Source organism: Streptomyces sp. NPDC058674 (assembly GCF_042716505.1).
Lineage (GTDB): Bacteria > Actinomycetota > Actinomycetes > Streptomycetales > Streptomycetaceae > Streptomyces.
Window position 1 is genome coordinate 13,823 of the sequence record NZ_JBHXSC010000041.1, and the last position, 22,823, is coordinate 36,645.

Annotated in this window: 19 protein-coding genes; 15 read left to right on the plus strand and 4 right to left on the minus strand. The window is 72.1% G+C overall.

The window, feature by feature from the left end:
• The first annotated feature begins 1 nt into the window (after window position 1).
• Window positions 2–1,114, plus strand: coding sequence for a hypothetical protein (locus tag ACFWU6_RS21135; protein WP_383982459.1), 1,113 nt, complete (start codon window positions 2–4; stop codon window positions 1,112–1,114).
• Entirely contained in the window at window positions 1,111–2,421 is a 1,311-nt protein-coding gene (locus ACFWU6_RS21140) for a hypothetical protein (RefSeq protein WP_383982417.1), read from the plus strand. The genes ACFWU6_RS21135 and ACFWU6_RS21140 overlap by 4 nt, the downstream gene beginning before the upstream one ends.
• A 69-nt stretch (window positions 2,422–2,490) precedes the next feature.
• On the opposite strand, the gene ACFWU6_RS21145 is transcribed toward ACFWU6_RS21140, so the two are convergent.
• Window positions 2,491–4,008, minus strand: a complete 1,518-nt coding sequence (locus ACFWU6_RS21145; RefSeq protein ID WP_383982419.1) for a peptide MFS transporter — start codon at window positions 4,006–4,008, stop codon at window positions 2,491–2,493.
• 502 nt (window positions 4,009–4,510) lie between these two features.
• On the opposite strand from ACFWU6_RS21145, the gene ACFWU6_RS21150 reads away from it, so the two are divergent.
• From ACFWU6_RS21150 to ACFWU6_RS21175, 6 genes are all read left to right on the plus strand, one after another.
• The gene (locus ACFWU6_RS21150; protein ID WP_383806899.1) at window positions 4,511–5,188 is read left to right on the plus strand and encodes a response regulator transcription factor; all 678 of its coding nucleotides are present in this window, start codon (window positions 4,511–4,513) and stop codon (window positions 5,186–5,188) included.
• A 28-nt stretch (window positions 5,189–5,216) separates the two neighbouring features.
• The gene (locus ACFWU6_RS21155; RefSeq protein ID WP_383806896.1) at window positions 5,217–6,482 is read left to right on the plus strand and encodes an ATP-binding protein; all 1,266 of its coding nucleotides are present in this window, start codon (window positions 5,217–5,219) and stop codon (window positions 6,480–6,482) included.
• Window positions 6,483–6,598: 116 nt separating this feature from the next.
• Window positions 6,599–7,159 carry a GtrA family protein gene (locus tag ACFWU6_RS21160; RefSeq protein ID WP_383982462.1) on the plus strand — a complete coding sequence of 187 codons (561 nt, stop codon included), beginning with the start codon at window positions 6,599–6,601 and terminating at the stop codon, window positions 7,157–7,159.
• A 41-nt stretch (window positions 7,160–7,200) separates the two neighbouring features.
• Window positions 7,201–8,340: a 5-(carboxyamino)imidazole ribonucleotide synthase gene (locus tag ACFWU6_RS21165; protein WP_383806893.1), complete on the plus strand. Its 1,140-nt coding sequence runs from the start codon at window positions 7,201–7,203 to the stop codon at window positions 8,338–8,340.
• A complete protein-coding gene (gene purE / locus ACFWU6_RS21170) occupies window positions 8,337–8,873 on the plus strand; it encodes a 5-(carboxyamino)imidazole ribonucleotide mutase (protein ID WP_383806890.1) in 537 nt (178 codons plus the stop codon). The genes ACFWU6_RS21165 and purE overlap by 4 nt, the downstream gene beginning before the upstream one ends.
• Window positions 8,870–10,075, plus strand: coding sequence for a dipeptidase (locus ACFWU6_RS21175; RefSeq protein WP_383982421.1), 1,206 nt, complete (start codon window positions 8,870–8,872; stop codon window positions 10,073–10,075). The genes purE and ACFWU6_RS21175 overlap by 4 nt, the downstream gene beginning before the upstream one ends.
• A 49-nt stretch (window positions 10,076–10,124) precedes the next feature.
• Here the strand turns inward: ACFWU6_RS21175 and ACFWU6_RS21180 are convergent, their stop codons facing one another.
• Window positions 10,125–11,468 (minus strand): UDP-glucose dehydrogenase family protein, encoded by a 1,344-nt coding sequence (locus tag ACFWU6_RS21180; protein ID WP_383982423.1) that lies wholly within the window; start codon window positions 11,466–11,468, stop codon window positions 10,125–10,127.
• A 194-nt stretch (window positions 11,469–11,662) separates the two neighbouring features.
• Here ACFWU6_RS21180 and ACFWU6_RS21185 point away from each other — a divergent pair, with 194 nt between their 5' ends.
• From ACFWU6_RS21185 to ACFWU6_RS21195, 3 genes are all read left to right on the plus strand, one after another.
• Window positions 11,663–12,835 (plus strand): acyl-CoA dehydrogenase family protein, encoded by a 1,173-nt coding sequence (locus tag ACFWU6_RS21185; protein ID WP_383806882.1) that lies wholly within the window; start codon window positions 11,663–11,665, stop codon window positions 12,833–12,835.
• A gap of 167 nt (window positions 12,836–13,002) precedes the next feature.
• Window positions 13,003–14,085, plus strand: coding sequence for a sugar phosphate nucleotidyltransferase (locus ACFWU6_RS21190; protein ID WP_383982425.1), 1,083 nt, complete (start codon window positions 13,003–13,005; stop codon window positions 14,083–14,085).
• A 51-nt stretch (window positions 14,086–14,136) separates the two neighbouring features.
• The gene (locus ACFWU6_RS21195) at window positions 14,137–14,946 is read left to right on the plus strand and encodes a polyprenol monophosphomannose synthase (protein WP_383806853.1); all 810 of its coding nucleotides are present in this window, start codon (window positions 14,137–14,139) and stop codon (window positions 14,944–14,946) included.
• Between the two features lie 60 nt (window positions 14,947–15,006).
• On the opposite strand, the gene ACFWU6_RS21200 is transcribed toward ACFWU6_RS21195, so the two are convergent.
• On the minus strand, window positions 15,007–16,335 hold the full coding sequence (locus ACFWU6_RS21200; RefSeq protein WP_383982427.1) for an LCP family protein: 1,329 nt from the start codon (window positions 16,333–16,335) through the stop codon (window positions 15,007–15,009).
• Window positions 16,336–16,441: 106 nt separating this feature from the next.
• Here ACFWU6_RS21200 and ACFWU6_RS21205 point away from each other — a divergent pair, with 106 nt between their 5' ends.
• The 3 genes from ACFWU6_RS21205 (at window position 16,442) to ACFWU6_RS21215 (ending at window position 19,964) form a co-directional block, all read left to right on the plus strand.
• Window positions 16,442–16,978: an acyl-CoA thioesterase gene (locus tag ACFWU6_RS21205; protein WP_383806849.1), complete on the plus strand. Its 537-nt coding sequence runs from the start codon at window positions 16,442–16,444 to the stop codon at window positions 16,976–16,978.
• A 153-nt stretch (window positions 16,979–17,131) separates the two neighbouring features.
• On the plus strand, window positions 17,132–18,301 hold the full coding sequence (locus tag ACFWU6_RS21210; RefSeq protein WP_383982429.1) for an acyltransferase family protein: 1,170 nt from the start codon (window positions 17,132–17,134) through the stop codon (window positions 18,299–18,301).
• Between the two features lie 139 nt (window positions 18,302–18,440).
• Complete coding sequence (locus ACFWU6_RS21215) at window positions 18,441–19,964, plus strand: glycosyltransferase family 39 protein (protein WP_383982431.1); 1,524 nt, start codon at window positions 18,441–18,443, stop codon at window positions 19,962–19,964.
• 75 nt (window positions 19,965–20,039) lie between these two features.
• Here the strand turns inward: ACFWU6_RS21215 and ACFWU6_RS21220 are convergent, their stop codons facing one another.
• Window positions 20,040–21,422 carry an LCP family protein gene (locus ACFWU6_RS21220; protein ID WP_383982433.1) on the minus strand — a complete coding sequence of 461 codons (1,383 nt, stop codon included), beginning with the start codon at window positions 21,420–21,422 and terminating at the stop codon, window positions 20,040–20,042.
• 278 nt (window positions 21,423–21,700) lie between these two features.
• Here ACFWU6_RS21220 and ACFWU6_RS21225 point away from each other — a divergent pair, with 278 nt between their 5' ends.
• On the plus strand, window positions 21,701–22,726 hold the full coding sequence (locus ACFWU6_RS21225) for a glycosyltransferase family 2 protein (RefSeq protein WP_383806843.1): 1,026 nt from the start codon (window positions 21,701–21,703) through the stop codon (window positions 22,724–22,726).
• Window positions 22,727–22,823 lie beyond the last annotated feature (97 nt).

The following is a 22,823-nucleotide window of genomic DNA, read 5'->3' on the forward strand; positions in this document are numbered from 1 at the left end:
CATGGCCGCCCGCAAGGCCGGCGCCGGAGCACGGCTCGCGGCCCTCCTCGCCGCGGCGCCGGCGGCCCTCGCCCTCGCGCTGCCGGCGGCGGTCCCGGCCGCGGCAGCCGAGCGCGAACCCGCGGCGGTCCTCTCGCTCCAGGAGGCCGCGAAGGGCACCGAGATCACCGTCACCGGCACCGGCTGGCCCGCCAGGACGATGGTGATGCTGCTGGTCTGCGGCCAGAACATGATCGGCGGGACCAACAGCTGCGCCAACGCCGACGGATCCGCCGTCTCGGTCGCCGACGACGGGCGCTTCGCCGCCCGGCTGCCCGTCGTGGCGCCCCCCACGCCGTGCCCCTGCGTCGTCAACGTGGCCTCCGTCAACGGGGACCGGTCCACCGTCGCCGTCCCCCTGAAGATCACCGACCACCCCGTGGCGGAGCTGCCGGCCGCATCAGGCACCGCCCGCCTCGCGATGCTCACCGGGGTGCGCCTGGAGGGCGGGGACACCGTGCTGACCTGGTTCGGCGCCCCGCCGTCCCGCAGGTTCAAGGTCACCGTCGGCAACCTCGGCTCGGCCCCGGTCACGGACCCCGTCTTCCAGCTCGGGACCGCCCACGGGGTCTTCGCACCGCTGTGGGAGGAGGCCCGCTGGAAGGGCACCATCCCGCCGGGCGGCAAGGCGGAGATCGCACTGGACGTCGCACTCGCCGCGGGGGCCCACGGCGACTACACGGTCTCGCTCAAGTACGGCGAGACGGTGGTGGCCACCCAGCCCTGGGGCGTGGACCGGCCGTACGGGGTCCTGCTCTTCTGGGGCCTGCTCCTGCTGGTGGTCCCCGCCGCGGTCTTCCGCCTCGGCATGGCCGTCGTCGACCGGGTCCGGCCGCGCGCCGCGGCGGCCGGCGGCCGCCACCGCGGCGGCGCGGAGGCGGCCACCGCCGTGACGGCCCGGCTGCCCGTCGTACGCAGAGCCGCGCGGGCGGAGCGTGCCGAGCCGCCGGCGGCCCCGCCCCCACAGACCACCACGGCGGTCCTGCCGTGGTTCATCCCGGACAGCGCGCCGGAGACCTCACCGCAGACGTCCGCACCGTCTGAGAACCGTTCGACGACGAAGGGACATTCGTGAAGACCCAACGGAGGGTAAGCGCGGCCGCGGTCGCGCTGCTGCTCGGCGGCGCGGGCATCGCCCTGGCGGCTTCTCCCGCCCAGGCGGCCGAGACCACGTACAAGGTCAAGTGCATTCCGCCGGCCGGCGGCGGCAGCCCCGTGGAGGGCGACACCACCGCCAGGATCACGGCCCCGGCCACGGCCAAGGTCGGTGACGAGGTGGACGTGGTCTGGGAGACGGTCAAGCCCGCCTCGAACAACACGGACCTGATGGTGATCCCCAAGGACTCCGTCCTCCCCACCGGCTGGATCGCGCTCGGCGCCGGCATGGGCGAGCTGAAGGTCGTGGGGGAGAAGAAGAACCCGGAGATCCCGAAGAAGGCCCCCATGGTGATGTCCGCCATGAAGGGCAAGCTGAAGCTCACCAAGGCCGGCAAGATCACGCTGACCCCCGGGAAGTACGACGTCTCCGTGACCTTCCCCATCGGCACCTTCGTCACCAAGTGCGCGCCGACGGGTGGCGTCACCGCCGGGGCGACCATCGACGTGTCGGCCGGCTCCAGCGGCGGCGCGACGAACGGCGGGGCCACGAACGGCGGGGCCACGAACGGCGGCGCGACGAACGGCGGCGCCACGAACGGCGGGGCCACCAGCGGCGGGACCACGGCGGGCGGCGGCGGCCAGAGCGACTTCCCGGGCAAGGCCGTCGACGTGAAGTTCGACTGCGGGGAGACCGTCCCCGGCGGCATCACCACCCCGGTCACCGTCAGCGCGAAGAAGAACGGCGGCAGCTACGACCTGACCGTCAAGACGGCCAAGGACGCCATGAAGGCCCCGCTCCCCCTGCCCAAGGGCGCGCTGAAGCCGTCGATGCAGATCAAGCTCGGCGGCGCCGACACCGGCGCGGTCAAGGTCACCGGACCGGCCAACGCCGCACCGATCGGCCAGGGCGAAGGGGTCAGCCTCAGCGACATGGCGGGCACCTACAAGCCCGGCAAGACGGGCAAGGTCACCCTCAGCCCGTCCGACATGGCGATCGACGTCACGATGGCCGAGGGGTCCGCCCCCCTGACCGTCCCCTGCAAGGCGTCCACCACCGGCGTCTCACTGGAGCTGGACACCACGGCCCAGGAGGGCGGCTCCGGCTCGCCGTCCACCTCGGGCGGCTCCGGCAGCGCCACCAGCACCTCGGGCGGCCTCGCCGAGACCGGCGCGCAGGACGAGGGCGGCATCAGGGCCCTGGCCCTGGTCGCCGGCACGGTCGTCCTGCTCGGCGGCGCGGTCTTCACCTTCACCCCCTGGCGCCGCCTGCGCGGCACCCGGTAGGCACCGGACACGGGAGCGGCCCGGCACACCGAGGGGTGTGCCGGGCCGCTCCCGTGTGCGCGGGGTGCGTCAGTGCACCGTGCCCATGAGGGACTGGACCTTCTTGCGGTACGAGTAGATCGCGATGCCCGCGACCACCGCGGCGGTCGCCTCGAAGGCGATCACCGACACGCCGTTGAGGTCCACGCCGGCGATGGAGAGCAGGCCGGTGGTGCAGTCGCCCGCGGTGACCGCGAGGAACCAGACGCCCATCATCTGGGAGGCGTACTTCTGCGGGGCCATCTTCGTGGTGACGGAGAGGCCGACCGGGGAGAGGCACAGCTCGCCGATGGTCTGGATCATGTAGATCGAGACGAGCCACATCGGGGAGACCTTGGTGCCGTCGCCCGCCATGTTCATCGGGACGATGAAGACGAAGAAGGACGCGCCGACCAGGACCAGGCCCATCGCGAACTTCACGATGGTGTTCGGCTCCTGGTTCTTGCGGGCCAGCCAGAGCCACAGCCAGGCGAAGACCGGCGCCAGCGCCATGACGAACAGCGGGTTCAGCGACTGGTACCAGGTGGCCGGGAAGCCGAGGCCGAAGACGGTGTCGGCGGTCTTGCCGTCGGCGAACAGCGACAGGGTCGAGCCACCCTGGTCGTAGATCATCCAGAAGACCGCGGCGGCCACGAAGAACCAGATGTACGCGGACATCTTCGACTGCTCGGTGCCCGACAGGTCCTTGTCGCGCTTGATGCGGACCAGGACGGCGATCGGGATGACCAGGCCGGCGAGGGTGATCGGGACGAGCGCCCAGTTCAGGGTGTACATGCCGAGGGCGGCGACCGCGCCGTAGAACACGGCGGCCGCGACGACGACGCCGGCGACCTTGACGATGACGGCCTTGCGCTCGGCCGCCGACAGCGGGTTCGGGACGAGGCTGCTGCGGGCGTCCAGGTGCTTGGTGCCGAGGAGGAACTGGATCAGACCCAGGCCCATGCCGGCCGCGGCGAGCAGGAAGCCGAAGTGCCAGTTGACCTTCTCGCCGACGGTTCCGACGACGAAGGGCGCGACGAAGGCACCGACGTTGATGCCGATGTAGAAGATCGTGAAGCCGCCGTCGCGGCGCGGGTCGTCCGGGCCGTCGTAGAGGTGGCCGACCATCGTCGAGATGTTGGCCTTCAGCAGACCGGAGCCCGCGGCCACCAGGGCCAGGCCGAGGAAGAACATCGCCTGGCCGGGAACGGCCAGCGACACGTGGCCGGCCATGATCACACCGCCGGCGATGGCGACCGTCTTGCGGGCGCCCCAGACGCGGTCGCCGAACCAGCCGCCCGGCATGGCCATGAGGTAGACCATCGCCACGTAGACGGAGTAGATCGCCGTCGCCGTGGCCATCGTGAAGGCGAGACCGCCGCCCTGGCTGCCCGTCGCGGCCTCCGTGCCTCCCGACACCAGGTAGAGGACGAGGAGGGCGCGCATGCCGTAGTAGGAGAAGCGCTCCCACATCTCGGTCATGAACAGCGTGGCCAGGCCACGGGGGTGGCCGAAGAAGGTCTTCTCCGAGGACGTGTCCGCGGAGCCCTCCGTCAGGCTGGAAGCCATGGTCGATCCTTGCTTGCTCGGGACGCTGGGCTTCGTGAGCCTGGTAGCGCCCGGTGAGGGGTGGCCGGCACCGGCGACGGGAGTCCCGCCCCACGCCTCGGGGCTCGCGCCCCTCGCAGGGGGAGCGGTGGAACGTCCGACACCGGGGTCCACGCCCTGTCGCGCACCATCGCGTGACGGGCCCGGCCCACAGGTCATCCACTGTCGTCGGGCCGGACAGGCAGCCGCCACGTCAGTGCGTGGGGACAGCCAAACCGGCCGGAACGGGATCGGAGGCCTTCGGCGCGCTTTTCGGCACAAAGGTCCCCTGGGTAGTGCATCAGGCGTCTCGCCACCATACGACACGACACTGCGGCATATGGAAGGACTTGAGACATGGATCACAGGATTCCAGGGAACCGTTCGGCCCCATTCGAAGGTCGACAGTCCTTCGTATGCCCAGTTCCGCAGGGGTGCACCGGCAGGCCCCGGCTTTGACTTCCCGCGGACTACCATCACCCACATGACGCGTGTACTGCTCGCCGAGGACGACGCATCCATCTCGGAGCCCCTGGCCCGCGCCCTGCGCCGGGAGGGGTACGAGGTCGAGGTCCGGGAGGACGGCCCCGCCGCCCTGGACGCGGGACTGCAGGGCGGCGTCGACCTCGTCGTCCTGGACCTCGGCCTGCCGGGCATGGACGGCCTGGAGGTCGCCCGCCGGCTGCGCGCCGAGGGGCACGGCTTCCCGATCCTCGTCCTCACCGCCCGCGCCGACGAGGTGGACACGGTCGTGGGCCTGGACGCCGGTGCCGACGACTACGTGACCAAGCCCTTCCGCCTCGCCGAGCTTCTCGCCCGCGTCCGGGCCCTGCTCCGGCGCGGCGCCGCCGAGGCGGCCCAGCCCCCCGCCACCCACGGCGTGCGGATCGACGTGGAGTCGCACCGCGCCTGGATGGGGGAGGAGGAGCTCCAGCTCACCGCCAAGGAGTTCGACCTGCTGCGGGTCCTCGTCCGGGACGCGGGCCGGGTCGTCACCCGCGACCAGCTGATGCGCGAGGTCTGGGACACCACCTGGTGGTCCTCCACCAAGACCCTCGACATGCACATCTCCTGGCTCCGCAAGAAGCTCGGCGACGACGCCGCCAACCCGCGGTACATCGCCACCGTCCGCGGCGTCGGCTTCCGCTTCGAGAAGAGCTGAGCCCCCTTCCTGGGGCATGCTCTGAGGCATGCGCCGCCGCCTGATCAACTCCACGCTCGCCGTGGTGCTCGTCGTCATCGCCGTCTTCGGCGTCTCCCTGGTCATCGTGGAGACCCGCACCATCACCAGCAGCGCCCAGGACCGCATCGAGTCCGAGGCGCTGCGGCTGGTGGGCGTCGTCGAGTCCGAGATCCTGGAGCGCAAGCCGGTGGACACCGCCGCCCTCGCCGAGCTGCTCGACACCGGCACGTACGCCCGGATCACCATCCCCGGACAGCCGGAAGTGGAAGTCGGCGACCGGATCTCCGAGAGCGTGATCCGGGGCACGGCCCGCGGCGAGCAGGGCGAGCTCGTGGTCGTCGAGGAGGCCCGCTCCACCGTGACCCGAGAGGTCGGGCGGACCCTGGCCGTGGTCGGCGCCGTGGCCCTGCTGGCCGTCGTCGCGGCCGTACTCCTCGCCGTACGCCAGGCGAACCGGCTCACCTCCCCCCTCACCGACCTCGCCGAGACGGCCGAGCGCCTCGGATCGGGCGACCCGCGCCCCCGGCACAAGCGGTACGGGGTCCCCGAGCTGGACCGGGTCGCGGACGTACTGGACTCCAGCGCCGAGCGGATCGGGCGGATGCTGACCGCCGAGCGGCGCCTGGCCGCGGACGCCTCGCACCAGCTGCGCACCCCGCTCACCGCCCTGTCGATGCGGTTGGAGGAGATCACGGTCGCCGAGGACCTGGAGACCGTGCGGGAGGAGGCGACCATCGCCCTCACCCAGGTGGAGCGGCTCACCGACGTGGTGCAGCGGCTCCTGACGAACTCGCGGGACCCGCGGACCGGCTCGGCGGTCCCCTTCGACCTGGACGAGGTCGTCAAGCAGCAGGAGGAGGAGTGGCGGCCCGCCTACCGCAGCGCCGGCCGGGCCATCGTGCGCTCCGGCAAGCAGGGCGTCCGGGCCGTCGGCACCCCCGGCGCCGTCTCGCAGGTGCTGGCCACCCTGGTGGAGAACGCGCTGATGCACGGCGGCGGCACCGTCGCGCTGCGCACCCGGGTGATCGGCAACCAGGCCGTCCTGGAGGTCACGGACGAGGGCCCCGGGGTCCCCCCCGACCTCGGCAACCGGATCTTCGAGCGGGCCATCAGCGGCCGCAACTCCACCGGCATCGGCCTCGCCGTCGCCCGGGACCTCGCCGAGGCGGACGGCGGCCGGCTCGAACTGCTCCAGGCGCGGCCCCCGGTCTTCGCGCTGTTCCTGAGCCGGACGGCCCCCGAACGGGCCGAGCCCGCCCGGACCGTGCGCTAGCGGGCCCGCCACGGGGTAGGCGTGTGCCGTACATCGCACTGCGGCCGGCGGACGGACGGCGCGCCGGGGTGACGCTTACCATGAACGGGTTGACGAAGAAGGGGCTGGACCACCACATGAGCACACCGAGGCACGGATCCGCCCTCGAACGGGTACGCGGGCTCGCACGCGAGGTCGCCAAGTTCGGGGCGGTTGGCGGTCTGGGGGTGCTGGTCAACCTGGGTGTCTTCAACCTGATCCGGCACACGACCGACCTCCAGGTGGTGCGCGCGAGCGTCATAGCCACCGTCGTGGCCATCGCCACGAACTACCTCGGCTTCCGGTACTTCGCCTACCGGGACCGGGCCCAGAGCGGCCGCACGCGCGAGCTGGCCCTGTTCGCCGCCTTCAGCGCGATCGGCCTGGTGATCGAGAACGGCGTGCTGTACACCGCCACCTACGGGTTCGGCTGGGACGGCCCGGTCGCCACCAACGTGTTCAAGTTCGTCGGCATCGGCACCGCCACCGTCTTCCGCTTCTGGTCGTACCGGTCCTGGGTCTTCAAGGCCCTGCCCGAGCCCGAGCCCGAGCCGGAGGCCGCTCCGGCGGCCTCCGTACCGGCCCAGGCCTCGCCGCAGGCCCCCGACGGCCCGGCCCAGCCGGTTGCCGGACCGGTGCCGGAGCCCGCGAACAACTAGGGCGCGCCGGGGCACCCGGCACCTGCGGATACCCTGGACGAGTGACGTTCCCGGTAGTCGGCATGGTCGGCGGCGGTCAGCTCGCCCGCATGACCCACGAGGCGGGCATCCCCCTCGGCATCAAGTTCAAGATCCTCAGTGACACCCCACAGGACTCGGCGGCCCAGGTCGTGAGCGACGTCGTCATCGGCGACTATCGCGACCTGGAGACTTTGCGCGCCTTCGCGCGCGGCTGCGACGTGATCACCTTCGATCACGAGCACGTCCCCACCGAGCACCTCCGGGCCCTGGAAGCGGACGGCGTACCCGTCCGCCCGGGGCCCGACGCGCTGGTGCACGCCCAGGACAAGGGGGTGATGCGCGCCAGGCTCGACGAGATCGGCGCGCCCAGCCCCCGCCACCGGATCGTGCGCGATCCGGCGGACGCGGGCGCCTTCGCGGACGAGGTGGGCGGCTTCCCGATCATCCTCAAGACGGTGCGCGGCGGATACGACGGCAAGGGCGTGTGGTTCGTGCGCTCCCCGCAGGACGCGGAGGCCCCCTTCAAGGCGGGCGTCCCGGTCCTCGCGGAGGAGAAGGTCGCGTACGTCCGCGAGCTCGCGGCCAACATCGTGCGCTCCCCGCACGGCCAGGCGGTGGCCTACCCCGTCGTGGAGTCCGTCCAGGTGGACGGGGTCTGCGACACGGTGATCGCGCCCGCCCCGAACCTCTCCGAGGAGCTGGCGGGCGAGGCCCAGGCCCTGGCCCTGCGCATCGCCAAGGAGCTCGACGTGACCGGCCACCTGGCCGTGGAGCTGTTCGAGACCACCGACGGCCGCATCCTCGTCAACGAGCTGGCGATGCGCCCGCACAACAGCGGCCACTGGACCCAGGACGGCGCCGTCACCTCCCAGTTCGCCAACCACGTCCGCGCGGTGCTGGACCTCCCGCTGGGCGACCCGCGCCCGCGCGCCCGCTGGACGGTCATGGCGAACGTGCTGGGCGGCGACTACCCCGACATGTACGCGGCGTACCTGCACTGCATGGCCCACGACCCGCAGCTGAAGATCCACATGTACGGCAAGGACGTGAAGCCCGGCCGCAAGGTCGGCCACGTCAACACCTACGGCGACGACCTGGACGACGTGCTGGAGCGCGCACGCCACGCTGCCGACTACCTCAGAGGGACGGTCACCGAATGAGCACCTCCGCCGCAGGCCCCGTCGTCGGCATCGTCATGGGCTCGGACTCGGACTGGCCGGTCATGGAGGCCGCCGCGCAGGCCCTCGACGAGTTCGAGATCCCGTACGAGGTGGACGTCGTCTCCGCCCACCGGATGCCCCGCGAGATGGTGGCGTACGGGGAGCAGGCCGCCGGACGCGGTCTGAAGGCGATCATCGCGGGTGCGGGGGGCGCCGCCCACCTGCCGGGCATGCTCGCGTCCGTCACCCCGCTGCCGGTCATCGGCGTGCCGGTCCCGCTGAAGTACCTCGACGGCATGGACTCCCTGTTGTCGATCGTCCAGATGCCCGCCGGGGTCCCCGTGGCCACCGTCTCGGTGGCCGGCGCGCGCAACGCGGGCCTGCTGGCCGTCCGGATGCTGGCCGCGCACGACCCCGAGCTGCTCGCCAGGATGCGCGAGTTCCAGCAGGAGCTCAACGACCAGGCCACCGAGAAGGGCAAGCGGCTGCGTACGAAGGTCGCGGGCGCGGACGCCTTCGGGTTCGGCAAGTGAGCGCGGCGCAGCGCCTGGACGAGGCGCGCGCGCTGCTGGCCGAGCACCCCGTCGTGGACGGCCACAACGACCTGCCCTGGGCGCTGCGCACCGGTTCCCCCCGCCCGGAGGACCGGCAGAAGGTGCGCTACGACCTGGCGCGCCGGAACATCGCGGACGACCAGTCCGCCCACCTGCACACCGACATCCCCCGGCTGCGGGCGGGCGGGGTCGGCGCGCAGTTCTGGTCGGTGTACGTCCGCTCCGACTACGCGGGCGACGAGGCGGTCAGCGCCACCCTGGAGCAGATCGACGTCGTCGCCCAGCTGATCGACCGGCACCCCGGCGACCTGGTGCGGGCGCTGACGGCGGACGACATGGAGGCGGCCCGCACCGACGGCCGGATCGCCTCGCTGATGGGCGCCGAGGGCGGGCACTCCATCAACAACTCGCTCGCCACCCTGCGCGCCCTGTACCGGCTGGGCGTGCGGTACATGACGCTCACGCACAACGACACGATCGACTGGGCGGACTCGGCGACGGACGAGCCCCGGCACGGGGGCCTCACCGACTTCGGGCGCGAGGTCGTCCGCGAGATGAACCGCGTCGGCATGCTGGTGGACCTCTCGCACGTCGCGGCGACGACGATGCGGGACGCGATCGAGGTCTCGGCCGCGCCGGTGATCTTCTCGCACTCCTCCGCGCGGGCCGTCTGCGACCACGTGCGCAACGTCCCGGACGACGTGCTGGCGCTGCTGCCGGCCAACGGCGGGATCGCGATGGCGACCTTCGTGCCGAAGTTCATCCTCCCCGCCGCCGTCGAGTGGACCCTGGCGGCCGACGAGAACCTGCGGGCGCACGGCTTCCACCACCTGGACACCACGCCCGAGGCGATGGCCGTGCACCGGGCCTTCGAGGCGCAGCGCCCGCGCCCGGTGGCCACGGCCGCCACGGTGGCGGACCACCTGGACCACATGCGCGAGGTGGCCGGGATCGACCACATCGGCATCGGCGGGGACTACGACGGGACGGCCTTCACCCCCTCGGGGCTGGACGACGTGGCCGGCTACCCGAACCTGGTCGCGGAACTGCTGGCCCGCGGCTGGTCCGCGCCCGACCTGGCGAAGCTGACCTGGTCCAACGCGGTACGGGTGCTGCGCGACGCGGAAGCGGTGGCGCGGGACCTCCAGGCGTCCCGGGGGCCCTCCAACGCGATGCTGTGACCCCGCGGGGGCGACCGGCCGCCGCCCCGCGGGCCCGGGGCGGTGCCCGTCAGGCCCGGGGGCGGCCCATCGCGCGGTAGGTCCAGCCCGCCGCGCGCCAGTGCTCGGGGTCGAGGGCGTTGCGGCCGTCCAGGATCAGGCGGTCGGTGACCACCGAGCCCAGCTCGGCGGGGTCGAGGTCGCGGAACTCCCGCCACTCGGTCAGGTGCAGGACGACGTCCGCGCCGCGGGCCGCCGCGAGCGCGGAGTCCGCGTAGGCGAGGGTGGGGAAGACCCGGCGCGCGTTGTCCATGCCCTTGGGGTCGTAGACGGTCACCTGACCGCCCTGGAGGTGGATCTGCCCGGCCACGTTCAGCGCGGGGGAGTCGCGGACGTCGTCCGAGTCCGGCTTGAAGGTGGCGCCGAGCACGGCGACCCGCTTGCCGAGGAACGACCCGCCCACCGCCTCGCGGGCCAGCTCCACCATGTGCCCGCGGCGCCGCATGTTGATGGAGTCGACCTCCCGCAGGAAGGTCAGCGCCTGGTCGGCGCCCAGCTCGCCCGCGCGCGCCATGAAGGCCCGGATGTCCTTGGGCAGGCAGCCGCCGCCGAAGCCGATCCCGGCGCGCAGGAACTTCGCGCCGATCCGCTCGTCGTAGCCGATGGCCTCCGCGAGCTTGGCCACGTCGCCGCCGGCGGCCTCGCAGACCTCGGCCATCGCGTTGATGAAGGAGATCTTGGTCGCGAGGAAGGAGTTGGCGGCCGTCTTCACCAGCTCGGCGGTCGGGAAGTCGGTGACCACCAGCGGGGACCCCTGCGACATCGGCGTCTCGTACACCTCCCGCAGGAGCTTCTCGCCGCGCTCGCCCTGCACCCCGATCACGATCCGGTCCGGGTGCAGGGTGTCCTGCACGGCGAAGCCCTCCCGCAGGAACTCCGGGTTCCACGCCAGTTCCACCCCGGCACCCGCCGGGGCCAGCTCCGCGAGCTTCGCGGCCAGCCGCTCCGCCGAGCCCACCGGCACCGTGGACTTGCCCACGACCAGCACCGGCCGCGTCAGGTGCGCGGCGAGCGACTCCATCGCGGAGTCGACGTACGACATGTCGCAGGCGTACTCGCCGTGCTTCTGCGGGGTGTTCACGCACACGAAGTGGACGTCGCCGAACTCCCCGACCTCCTCCCAGGAGGTGGTGAAGCGCAGCCGCCCCGAGGAGCCGGGCAGCCCGGCCACGTGCTGGGCGAGCAGCTCCTCCAGCCCGGGCTCGTACATCGGCACCCGGCCGGACGCCAGCATCTCGATCTTCTCCGGCACCACGTCCAGCCCCAGCACCTCGAAACCGAGCTCCGCCATCGCTGCGGCGTGCGTGGCGCCGAGGTAACCGGTGCCGATCACGGTGATCCTGAGGGGGGCCATGGGTGCTCCAGAGGTGCGGGGCGATTGCGGCCACTGAGCATAGTCGTGCCCGTCCGCGGGGACGCTGCCGAGGGAGGCCGCCGCTGTCGCACAGCTCACGTGGGCCGTCCATATCGCCCTACCGGCGACGGACACTAAGATTTGGGTTACTTAACGGTAGTTAGCATCACGCACCACCTGGGGAGTGAGAGATCTTGGCGGGTTCTGCCGACTTCGACCTGTACCGCCCGGCCGAGGAGCACGACATGCTCCGCGAGTCGGTCCGCTCGCTCGCCGAGGCGAAGATCCTGCCGTTCGCGGCCGCGGTCGACGAGGAGTCCCGCTTCCCGCAGGAGGCCCTGGACGCCCTCGTCGCCAGCGACCTGCACGCCGTCCACGTCCCGGAGGCCTACGGCGGCGCCGGGGCCGACGCCCTCGCCACCGTCATCGTGATCGAGGAGGTGGCCCGCGTCTGCGCCTCCTCCTCCCTCATCCCGGCCGTGAACAAGCTCGGCTCGCTCCCGGTGGTCCTCTCCGGCTCCGAGGAGCTCAAGGCCAAGTACCTGGGCCCCCTCGCCAAGGGCGACGCGATGTTCTCGTACGCGCTCTCCGAGCCGGACGCGGGCTCCGACGCCGCGGGCATGAAGACCCGCGCCGTGCGCGACGGCGACTTCTGGGTGCTCAACGGCGTCAAGCGCTGGATCACCAACGCGGGCGTCTCCGAGTACTACACGGTCATGGCCGTCACCGACCCCGAGAAGCGCTCCAAGGGCATCAGCGCCTTCGTCGTGGAGAAGGGCGACGAGGGCGTCTCCTTCGGCGCCCCCGAGAAGAAGCTCGGCATCAAGGGCTCCCCGACGCGCGAGGTCTACCTCGACAACGTCCGGATTCCCGCCGACCGCATGATCGGCGCCGAGGGCACCGGATTCGCCACCGCGATGAAGACCCTCGACCACACCCGCATCACCATCGCGGCCCAGGCGCTCGGCATCGCCCAGGGCGCCCTGGACTACGCCAAGGGCTACGTCCAGGAGCGCAAGCAGTTCGGCAAGCCGATCGGCGACTTCCAGGGCGTGCAGTTCATGCTCGCGGACATGGCCATGAAGATCGAGGCCGCCCGCCAGCTGACCTACGCGGCGGCCGCCCGCTCGGAGCGCGTCTCCGCCGGCGGCCCCCACGAGGACCTCACCTTCTTCGGCGCCGCGGCCAAGTGCTTCGCCTCCGACGTGGCGATGGAGGTCACCACCGACGCCGTCCAACTCCTCGGCGGTTACGGCTACACCCGCGACTACCCGGTGGAGCGCATGATGCGCGACGCGAAGATCACGCAGATCTACGAAGGAACGAACCAGGTCCAGCGGATCGTCATGGCGCGCAACCTGCCCTGACACCCCTGCACCGCAAGGACGTCGAGGCCCCCGGCAGCCGCCGGGGGCCTTCGTCTCCGCGCCCGCCGGAGCGGACCGGGCCGGGATGGCGGTCCTCCGGCGATTCCGCTTCCCCGGATGGGCTAACTTTGAACCTTCGTACGACCGAATCGGCTGGGGAGAAAACAATGACGGAAGCGATCCTGCTGGTCGGCGGGCAGGGGACGCGTCTGCGCCCCGTGACGGTGAACACCCCCAAGCCGATGGTCCCGGCCGCGGGTGTCCCGTTCCTCGCCCACCAGATAGCCAGGGCTGCTGCCGCCGGTGTCACGCACATCGTGATGGCCACCTGCTACCTCGCCGAGGTCTTCGAGCCGTACTTCGGCGACGGGGCCGCCTTCGGCCTCACCCTCGAATACGTCGTCGAGGACGAGCCGCTCGGCACCGGCGGCGCCATCCGCAACGCTGCGCAGCGGCTGACCGGCGGGCCGGACTCCTCCGTCCTCGTCTTCAACGGCGACATCCTGACCGGCCTGGACATCGCCGGCCTGGTCGCGTCCCACGAGAAGGCCGCGGCCGACGTCTCCCTGCACCTCGTGCAGGTCGAGGACCCCCGCGCGTTCGGCCTGGTCCCCACCGACCCCGACGGCCGGGTGCTGGCCTTCACCGAGAAGCCGCAGACCCCCGAAGAGATCATCACCGACCAGATCAACGCCGGCTGCTACGTCTTCCGCCGCAGCGTGATCGACTCCATCCCGGCCGGCCGCCCCGTCTCCGTCGAGCGCGAGACCTTCCCCGGTCTGCTCGCCTCCGGAGCCAAGCTGCACGGCGTCACCGAGAGCACCTACTGGCTGGACCTCGGCAAGCCGGAGTCCTTTGTCCAGGCTTCCGCCGATCTGGTACGCGGTGTCGTCTCCTCCCCGGCCGTTCCCGGTCCCCGCGGTGAATTCCTGGTGCTCCCGGGAGCCCGGGTGGCGGACGGAGCCAAGCTTTCTGGAGGTACTGTGGTGGGCGCCGGTGCCCGTATCGAAGCCGGCGCGGTCGTCCAGGGCTCCATCGTGCTGGACGGCGCGATCATCGGCCCGGACACGCAGGTGAGCGCCAGCCTGATCGGCGCTGGTGCCTCGGTGGGATCGCGCACTGTGCTGGACGGCGCGGTCATCGGCGACGGCGCGGTGGTCGGGGCTGACAACGAACTTCGCGCAGGGGCGCGGGTGTGGTGCGAGGCTGAGCTGCCTCCCGCCGCAGTCCGTTTTTCCTCGGACCGGTGATCCCGGGCGGGGGCGTGCGCGTACCGACCGACTTCAGTGAGGCATAACCCTGTGATAGGTGAGCAGCAGACCCCCCGCGCGACGGACGTCGCGACCACCCAGCTCCCCGGCGCCTGGGCGCAGACCCCGCTCACGGTGGTCATGCCCACGTACAACGAGGCGGGCAACCTGCCGGGCATGGCCGAGCTCCTCATGAGCCTGGACCAGCCCGGCCTGCGGCTGCTGGTCGTCGACGACTCGTCGCCCGACGGCACGGGCCGCATCGCCGACGAGCTCGCGGAGGGCTACCGCACCGAGGACGGCTCCGCGCGGATGTCCGTGCTGCACCGGACCGCGAAGGACGGCCTCGGCCGCGCCTACGCCGCCGGCATGGCCAAGGCCGTCGAGGACGGCGCCCAGTACGTCCTGCAGATGGACGCGGACGGCTCGCACCCGGCCGGGAAGATCGCCGAGATGCTCGGCGTGGCCCTGTCCACCGGGGCCGGCCTCGTCGTCGGCAGCCGCTACGTCCCGGGCGGCACCCTGTCCGACGCCTGGGGGGCGCACCGCAAGCTGCTCTCCCGCTGGGCCAACGCCTACGCGAGCACCATCCTGGGCACCCGCGTCCGTGACATCACGGGCGGCTTCAACCTGTGGAGCGCGGACGCGCTGCGCGCGATCGACCTGGAGTCGGTCGGCAGCGCGGGCTACAGCTTCCAGGTGGAGATGAAGTTCAAGGCCCTGCGCCGCGACTTCCAGGTGATGGAGGTCCCGATCCACTTCGAGGACCGCACCATCGGCGAGTCCAAGATGAACCTCTCGGTCCAGCTGGAGTCCATCGCCATGCCGTGGAAGCTGCGCGCCCGCGCCGGCAAGCGCTGACCCGCCCGCACCACGGGAAAGGGGCACCCCCTCGGGGGTGCCCCTTTTCCGTGCGCGCGCTCACTGTCCGCGGACGGTGACCTTCTCGTCGTTCTGGATCTGCTTCACCAGCTGCTGCACCTTCGCCTTGTCCCAGACCAGGTTGCCGCCGCGCTGGCCGGAGATCGGCATGTTCATCGAGACGCCGTCACCGCCGTTGACGCCCTTCATCGCGAAGAACATCTGGCCCATGTCCCACAGGCCCATGTCCTTGTCCACGATGAGCGTGTCCAGTCCCGCGCCCAGCATCGGGTACAGGGAGAACGGGTTGAGGACCGTGGACGGCGTCGCCGCCTGCGAGGCGAGCGCCGACAGGAACTTCTGCTGGTTCTTGGTCCGTTGCAGGTCCGACTCGGCGAAGGCGTACCGGGTCCGCACGAAGGCCAGCGACTGCTCGCCGTTGAGGGTCTGCTTCCCGGCCTGGAAGTCGGCGCCCGACTTCTCGTCCTTGAAGGCCTTCTCGATGTCGAGCTCCACCCCGCCCAGCGCGTCCACGATGTTCGCGAAGCCGGCGAAGCCGATCTCCGCGTAGTGGTCGATGCGCAGGCCGGTGTTGTGCTCCACCGTCCGCACCAGCAGCTCCGGGCCGTCCTCCGCGTACGCCGCGTTGAGCTTGACCCGCCGGCCCTGGCCGGCGAACTTCTTGCCCGACTGGGAGCCGACGAAGGACGGGATCTCCACGTCCGAGTCGCGCGGCAGCGAGATCATCGTGTTCCCGCTGGAGCACTTGGCGAGGATCATCATCGAGTCGGTCCGCTTGCCCTCGGCGGAACCGGTGTGGAGCTTCTTCTTCTCCTCCGCGGACATGCCCTCGCGGCTGTCGGAGCCCACGATCAGGTACGTGGTGCAGTCCCCCTCCTTCGGCCGCTCGATGACCTTGGCGAGGTCCACCTCCCGGCGCACCTTGGAGTCGGCCCAGAAGTAGGTGGCGACCGAGGTCACCAGCAGGGCGGAGGCCAGCACGATGGAGCCGACCTTGATCCGCCTGCGCCAGTCCGGGGCCGGACCCGGGGCCCGTCCGGGGCGGCCGGGCCCCGAGGGCGGCTGTGCGGGCCCCCCGGGCCCGGCGGGCGCCCCGTAGACCTGCCCCGTGTTGTAGCCGCTGTCGAAGCCGCCGTAGCTGTCGTGGGCGCCCCCCGCCTGCTGCGGGGGCACGCCGGGTGCGGGCGGCGGGGTCCCGGGCCGCCGGGCGGGCGGCGGGACCGCCGGGCGCGGCGGCTGCTGCCGCTGGACGTGCCGCATCCGCTGCGCGCCCTCCGGCTGCGCCTGCCCGCTGCCGCGTCCGTACCCGTCGTCACGACGGCCGCGGTCGTCGCGCTCGCCGTTCCACCCTGCTGGCCAGTCATTCATGCGCCCTAGGATGCACGTCCGGTCGCGCCGTCCGACAGCCCGGGGGAGGTTCCGTGCCGGTGCTGTTGCAGAGCTGATGCCCCCGGCGCGCATCTAAGGTGTGCGTATGACAGACATACCGGTCGAGCTGCCGGGGAAGCCGACCTCGGCCTCTCGGACCACCCTGAGCCACATCATGACCGCCAACGACACCAACCTCCTGGGCACCGTGCACGGCGGCGTCATCATGAAGCTGGTGGACGACGCGGCCGGCGCCGTGGCCGGCCGCCACTCCGGCGGCCCCGCGGTCACCGCCTCCATGGACGAGATGGCCTTCCTGGCCCCCGTGCGGGTCGGGGACCTGGTGCACGTCAAGGCCCAGTGCAACTGGACCGGCCGCTCCTCCATGGAGATCGGCGTACGGGTCCTCGCGGAGCGCTGGAACGAGTCCACCCCCGCCACCCAGGTCGGCAGCGCCTACCTCGTCTTCGCGGCCGTGGACGCCGAGGGCAAGCCCCGCACGGTCCCGCCCGTGCTCCCCGAGACCGAGCGGGACGAGCGGCGCTACCAGGAGGCCCAGATCCGCCGCACCCACCGGCTCGCCCGGCGCCAGGCGATCATGGCGCTGCGCGAGGAGCGGGCCGCCCAGGGCTTCGACGACTGACCTCGTGTCCGTGCGTGTTTCGGATCACGGATCGCCCGCATGGCCGTGCGCCCCTGCGGGCCACCCTTAAGGTGGCGTCTGACGTCCCGGCGCGCTCGCAGGCGGATGCGACGTCAGATCCCTCAGCCGGACACATCGCGGAGTCGTCCCCCCATGTCAGCTGTCATACCACCCCTGCCTGTGCACGACGCCGTGCCGGCCCAGCCGGCCCGCCCGGCCGCCGGCACGCCGAAACGGCCCCGGCTGTACGTGCTGGACGGGCTGCGCCTGATCGCGGCGCTCTCCGTGGTCGCCTTCCACTGGGCCGGCGTCAACATCCACCCCGAGGTGTGGGGCAACACCCCGCGGAACCTGATGCCGAGCGTCCACCGGGTCGCCTCGTACGGCTGGATGGGCGTCCAGCTGTTCTTCCTGATCAGCGGATTCGTGATCTGCATGTCGTGCTGGGGCCGTTCGCCCCGGGACTACTTCACCTCCCGGATCGTGCGGCTCTACCCGGCGTACTGGGTCGGCATCATCATCACCACCCTCGTGGTGAACTTCGCGGCGACCGTCCGCGCCAGCCGCGAGCCGATGAGCGTCAGCGACGTGCTGACCAACCTCACGATGCTGGAGCGCCCCCTCGGCGTGACCGAGGCCGACGGCGTGTACTGGACGCTCTGGATCGAGCTCCGCTTCTACCTGCTGTTCGCGGTCGTCGCCGTCATGGGGCTGACCTACCGTCGGGTCCTGGCCTTCTGCGGCATCTGGACGATCCTCGCGGTGATCACGCCGGGCACCGACAGCAAGCTGATGGACACCGTCTTCATGCCGCAGGACGCCCCGTACTTCATCGCGGGCGTGGCCATGTACCTCATCTACCGGTTCGGTGTGAACCCGATGCTCCTGGGGGTGGTCGGCTTCTCCTGGCTGTACGCGCAGAACCGGCTGCACATCACGGTCGGCGCCTATGAGTACGAGGTCCACCACGGCCTGTCCTGGCCGGTGATGGCGGCCGTCTCGGCCGCGGCCTTCCTGGTGATGCTGGCCGCCGCGATGGGCGCCCTCAACTGGATCCGCTGGAAGTGGCTCACGGTGGCCGGCGCGCTCACGTACCCCGTCTACCTGCTCCACCAGGAGCTCGGCTGGGCGATGATCCGCTGGGGCCGCGACCACGGCATCGCCCCCTTCCACCTGCTGGCCCTGTGCCTGGCCGTCATCCTGCTGCTGTCCTGGCTCGTCCACCGCTTCGCCGAGCGGCCGTTGTCGGCGCTGCTCAAGCGGCTGCTGGACGGGGCCAAGGTCTCGCTGCCCAAGAGCGATCCGCCGGTGCGCCCCAGGTGACGCACGCGTCCGGGGGCCGCCCGGGATTGGTTGCGGCCCCGGACACTGATCTACCCTGACACGTCGAGCTCGGTCCGGATCCTCATGCGACGGGGCCCACTCGCGCAGCTGCCCCCGATGGATCCGGAAGGTTCGTGCAATGACCACCAGCAGTACGGCTGTCGCGGCCGGGGCCGGCTCCGACCGCCCCGCCGAGAACGACGGGGCGGGGCACCGCACCGCCCCGCCCGCGACGGGCCGGGCCCGCTTCGACTGGCTCTGGGCGGCCGTACTGACCTTCGCCGCGGCCTGCGCGGGCAGCGGCACCCCGAACCTGTGGCGCGACGAGCTCGCCAGCTGGAACGCGGCCGTCCGCAGCACCGGCGACCTGGTCGAGATGCTCGGCAACGTGGACGCCGTCTCCGGGCTCTACTACCTGCTGCTGCACGGCTGGATATCCGTCTTCGGCGACTCCCCGACCATGCTCCGGATGCCGTCGGCGCTCGCCATGGCCGGCGCCGCCGCCTTCGTCGTGCTCACCGCCCGCACGGTCTTCGACCGCCGCACCGCCGTCTTCGCGGGCCTGCTCTTCGCCTTGCTGCCCTCCGTCACCCGCTACGGCCAAGAGGCCCGGTCCTACGCCTTCGTGGTGTTCGCGGTCACCGCCGCCACCTGGCTGCTGCTGCGGGCGCTCAAGCGCCCGTCCCCGGCGCGCTGGGCCCCGTACGCCGTCGCCGTCGCGGCGGCCGGGCTGTTCCACATCGTCTCGCTGCTGTTCCTGCTGCCGCACGCCCTGATCGTGCTGATGCGCTGGCGGCAGGACCGGCGCGGGCGCACGCTCGTCGGCTACGCGCTGACGGTCGCCGTCGCCCTGCTCCCGGTCGTCCCGCTGGTGCTGCTGGGCCAGCGCCAGGTGGGCCGGCAGATCAGCTGGATCAAGACCCCGCACCTGCGCAGCATCGCGGAGGTCTGGGACGCCCTCTTCGGCTCCCCGCTCATCGCGCTGGCCATCGCCGCGTTCGCGCTGCTCCCGCTCGCGTGGAGCCGGGGCCGGCGGCCCGCCGTGGAGCTCGCGCTGGTCGGCGCCGCCCCGATCGCGGCCGCCTGGGTCGTCTCCCAGGGCAGCACCTCGTACTTCATGGACCGCTACCTCCTCTTCACGATGCCCGCCTGGGTGGTGCTCGCCGCCGCCGGCCTGGCCGCGCTCCGGCCCCGGCCGGTGGGGGTGGCCGGCCTGGCCGCGGTGATCCTCCTCGGCCTCCCCGACCAGCGCCAGATCCGTACGGAGACGGTCAAGAGCGGCCGGGAGGGCGAGGAGGCCGCGGCGGTCATCGCCAAGGGCTACCGGCCCGGCGACGGCTTCGTACCGGTCCGCGGGGCCGACACCGTCTACATGACCGACTTCCAGGTGGAGTACTCCCTGCCGGACCGGGTCGAGCTCCGCGACGTGTTCGCCCGGCGCACGGCCGTGCAGAGCGACGACCTCTTCCCGGTGGAGTGCGAGCAGCCCGAGCAGTGCCTGGGTACCACCCGGCGGGTGTGGGTGGTCACCTGGAGCGGTACGCCGAACCCGTACCACAAGCTGCCCGAGGCCCAGGCCCGGGCGCTGGAGAAGCACTACAAGGTGGTCCAGAAGACGAAGGTCCGCAGCCTCCAGGTCACCCTGGTGGAACGCGTCCGCTAGGCCGCTCCGGCCGCTCCGGCCGCTGGACCGCCACCGCCATCGCCGCCGTCCGGGACCGCCCGGGCGGCGGCGCGCTCATGTCCCGCAGACCACCTGGTCGCCGGTGACCACCGGGGTCGTGCCGCCCTCGTACGGGTTCTCCGCGCGCACCGGCACCACCGTGCGGTAGTCGGCGCCCGCGACCACCACCACGGTCCGGCCCTGCCCCGCCACCGCCCGCAGTTCGCTGCCGGGCAGGGCGGCGGACACCGTACGGGCCGTCCGGTCCCACCGGGGGTCGTACATGATCACCGTCCGCTTGACCTCACGGCTCGCGCCGTTGCCCGGGGCCCGCGTGGTGTCGAAGCCGGTGGCGCGCAGCGCCGCGTCCACCCGGCCGCCCAGTCCGTCGATCCGCGTCCCGTTCTCCACCCGGACCCGGACCTGCCGCGGCGGAACGTCCACCGGGACCGCCGCCGGGCGGCTCCCGGAGGCACCCGGCCGGACCGGAGCCAGCGGCCGGTCGTGGCGCACCGCCTCGAACAGCTTGGCGGCCTTGGGCTCGTCCCACTTCACGGTGGAGCCGATGCCCTTCACCGGGTGCGAGGGGTTCCCGATCGGCACGGAGGCGAACTCCGACGAGGACGGGGTGAAGTCGCGCATGGCCTGTCCCAGCGCGAGCATCTGCTCCGAACCGAAGCCCCGGTCGGCCCGGACGGAGCCGAGCAGGGTGGAGCTGACCTGCTTGAACTTCACCGGGTTCAGCAGCACCCCGCCGCTGGTGGCCTGCTTGACCAGGGCGGCGAGGAAACGCTGCTGACGCTGCATCCGCCCCAGGTCCGAGGCGCCGTCGATGTGGCGCGAGCGCACGTACTGCAGGGCCTGTCCGCCGGTGAGCCGGTGGGTGCCGGGCAGCAGGTCGAGGCCGGTGTGGGTGTCGCGCATCGTCTTGGCGGTGCAGATCTCCACGCCGCCCATGGCGTCGACCGTCTTCATGAAGCTGGTGAAGTCGACCTCCAGGTAGTGGTCGATCTTCACCCGGGTCATGTTCTCCACGGTCCGCACGGTCAGGTTCGGCCCGCCCTCCGCGTACGCCGCGTTCAGCTTCACGGGATGGGCCTTGTGGGCCTTGCCGGTGACCAGGTCCTGGTGCGCGGGCACCTCGGCGTAGCTGTCGCGGGGCAGGCTGATCACGCTGGCCCGCTCGCGGTCCGCCGAGAGGTGCACCAGCATGATCGTGTCGGTGCAGTGGCAGGGGGCCCCGCCCAGCCGGTACTCGCGCCTCTCCTCCCGGGTGATCTTCTCCCGCCCGTCGGTGCCGACCAGCAGGACGTTCAGGCCGTGGCCGGACTGGGGGCGGTTCTTCATGTCCTTGAAGGGGTCCACCCGCTCGATGCCGGTGTCCAGGCCGGTCATGACGGCGTGCCCGACGGCCCCGGAGCCCAGCACCACCACCGACAGCCCGGCCGCGATCCGCACCCCCCACCGGGGCTTGTCCCTGCGCCGCCGGACCGGGCGCCCTCCACCGCCGCGCCGTGCGCGCTGCGGCTGGGGCGGCCTGGCGGGACGGGTGGGACGGTGCGGCTGGGGCACGGGGGACACCTCCGCGGGGACGGCAGGGGAACGGCCGGTACGTCATCTGATCGTCGGAACAGTAAGCCCATACGATCAGCGTCCGTCCGTACCGCTCACTCGGCGCGCACCCGGTTCCCCCGTACGCGGTAACGTGACACCGGTACCCGACCGTGAAGGACCACATGCCCGCCCAGCAGCCCGCAGTCTCGGTGATCATGCCGGTACTCAACGAGGAGCACTACCTCCGCGATTCCGTCCGCCACATCCTGGAACAGGAGTACGCGGGCGAGATGGAGGTGGTGATCGCCCTCGGGCCGTCCACGGACCGCACCGACGAGATCGCCGCCGCCCTGGTCGCGGAGGATTCCCGCGTCCACACCGTCCCGAACCCCACCGGCCGGACCCCGGCGGCGCTCAACGCCGCCATCAAGGCCTCGCACCACCCGATCGTGGTCCGCGTCGACGGCCACGGCATGCTCTCCCCGAACTACATCGCCACCGCCGTCCGCCTCCTGGAGGAGACGGGCGCCCAGAACGTCGGCGGCATCATGCACGCCGAGGGCGAGACCCCCTGGGAGGAGGCCGTCGCCGCGGCGATGACCTCCCGGATCGGCGTCGGCAACGCGCCCTTCCACACCGGCGGCCGGGCCGGCCCGGCCGAGACGGTCTACCTCGGCGTCTTCCGCCGCGAGGCGCTGGAGCAGCAGGGCGGGTACAACGAGGAGTTCATCCGCGCCCAGGACTGGGAGCTGAACTTCCGCATCCGCGAGGCCGGCGGCCTGATCTGGTTCTCTCCCGAGCTCAAGGTCCAGTACCGCCCGCGGCGCTCCGTACGGGCCCTGGCCAAGCAGTACAAGGACTACGGGCGGTGGCGCCACGTGGTGGCCCGCTACCACTCCGGCTCGATCAACCTGCGCTACCTGGCCCCGCCCACCCTGGTGTGCGCGATGGCGGCCGGCGTCGTCGTGGGCGCGGCCGTCACCCCGTGGGCGTTCGCCGTCCCGGCCGGCTACCTGGCGGCCATCACCGCGGGCTCCGTCCCCGCCGGCAAGGGCCTGCCGCTCACCTCCCGCGCGCGAATCCCGGTGGCCCTCGCCACCATGCACCTGTGTTGGGGCTTCGGCTTCCTGACCAGCCCGCGCGCGCTCGCCAAGCGGGTCATCGCGAGCCGCCGCCCGGCGGTGCGGCGCGATCCGTCGCAGGTCTGACGCGGTCCGTCGCAGGTCCGAGCGGACCGGGCGGGGCCCCGGGGGGGGGGGGGGCCCCCCCCCCCCCCCCGCCCCCCCCCCCCCCGGCCCCCCCCAC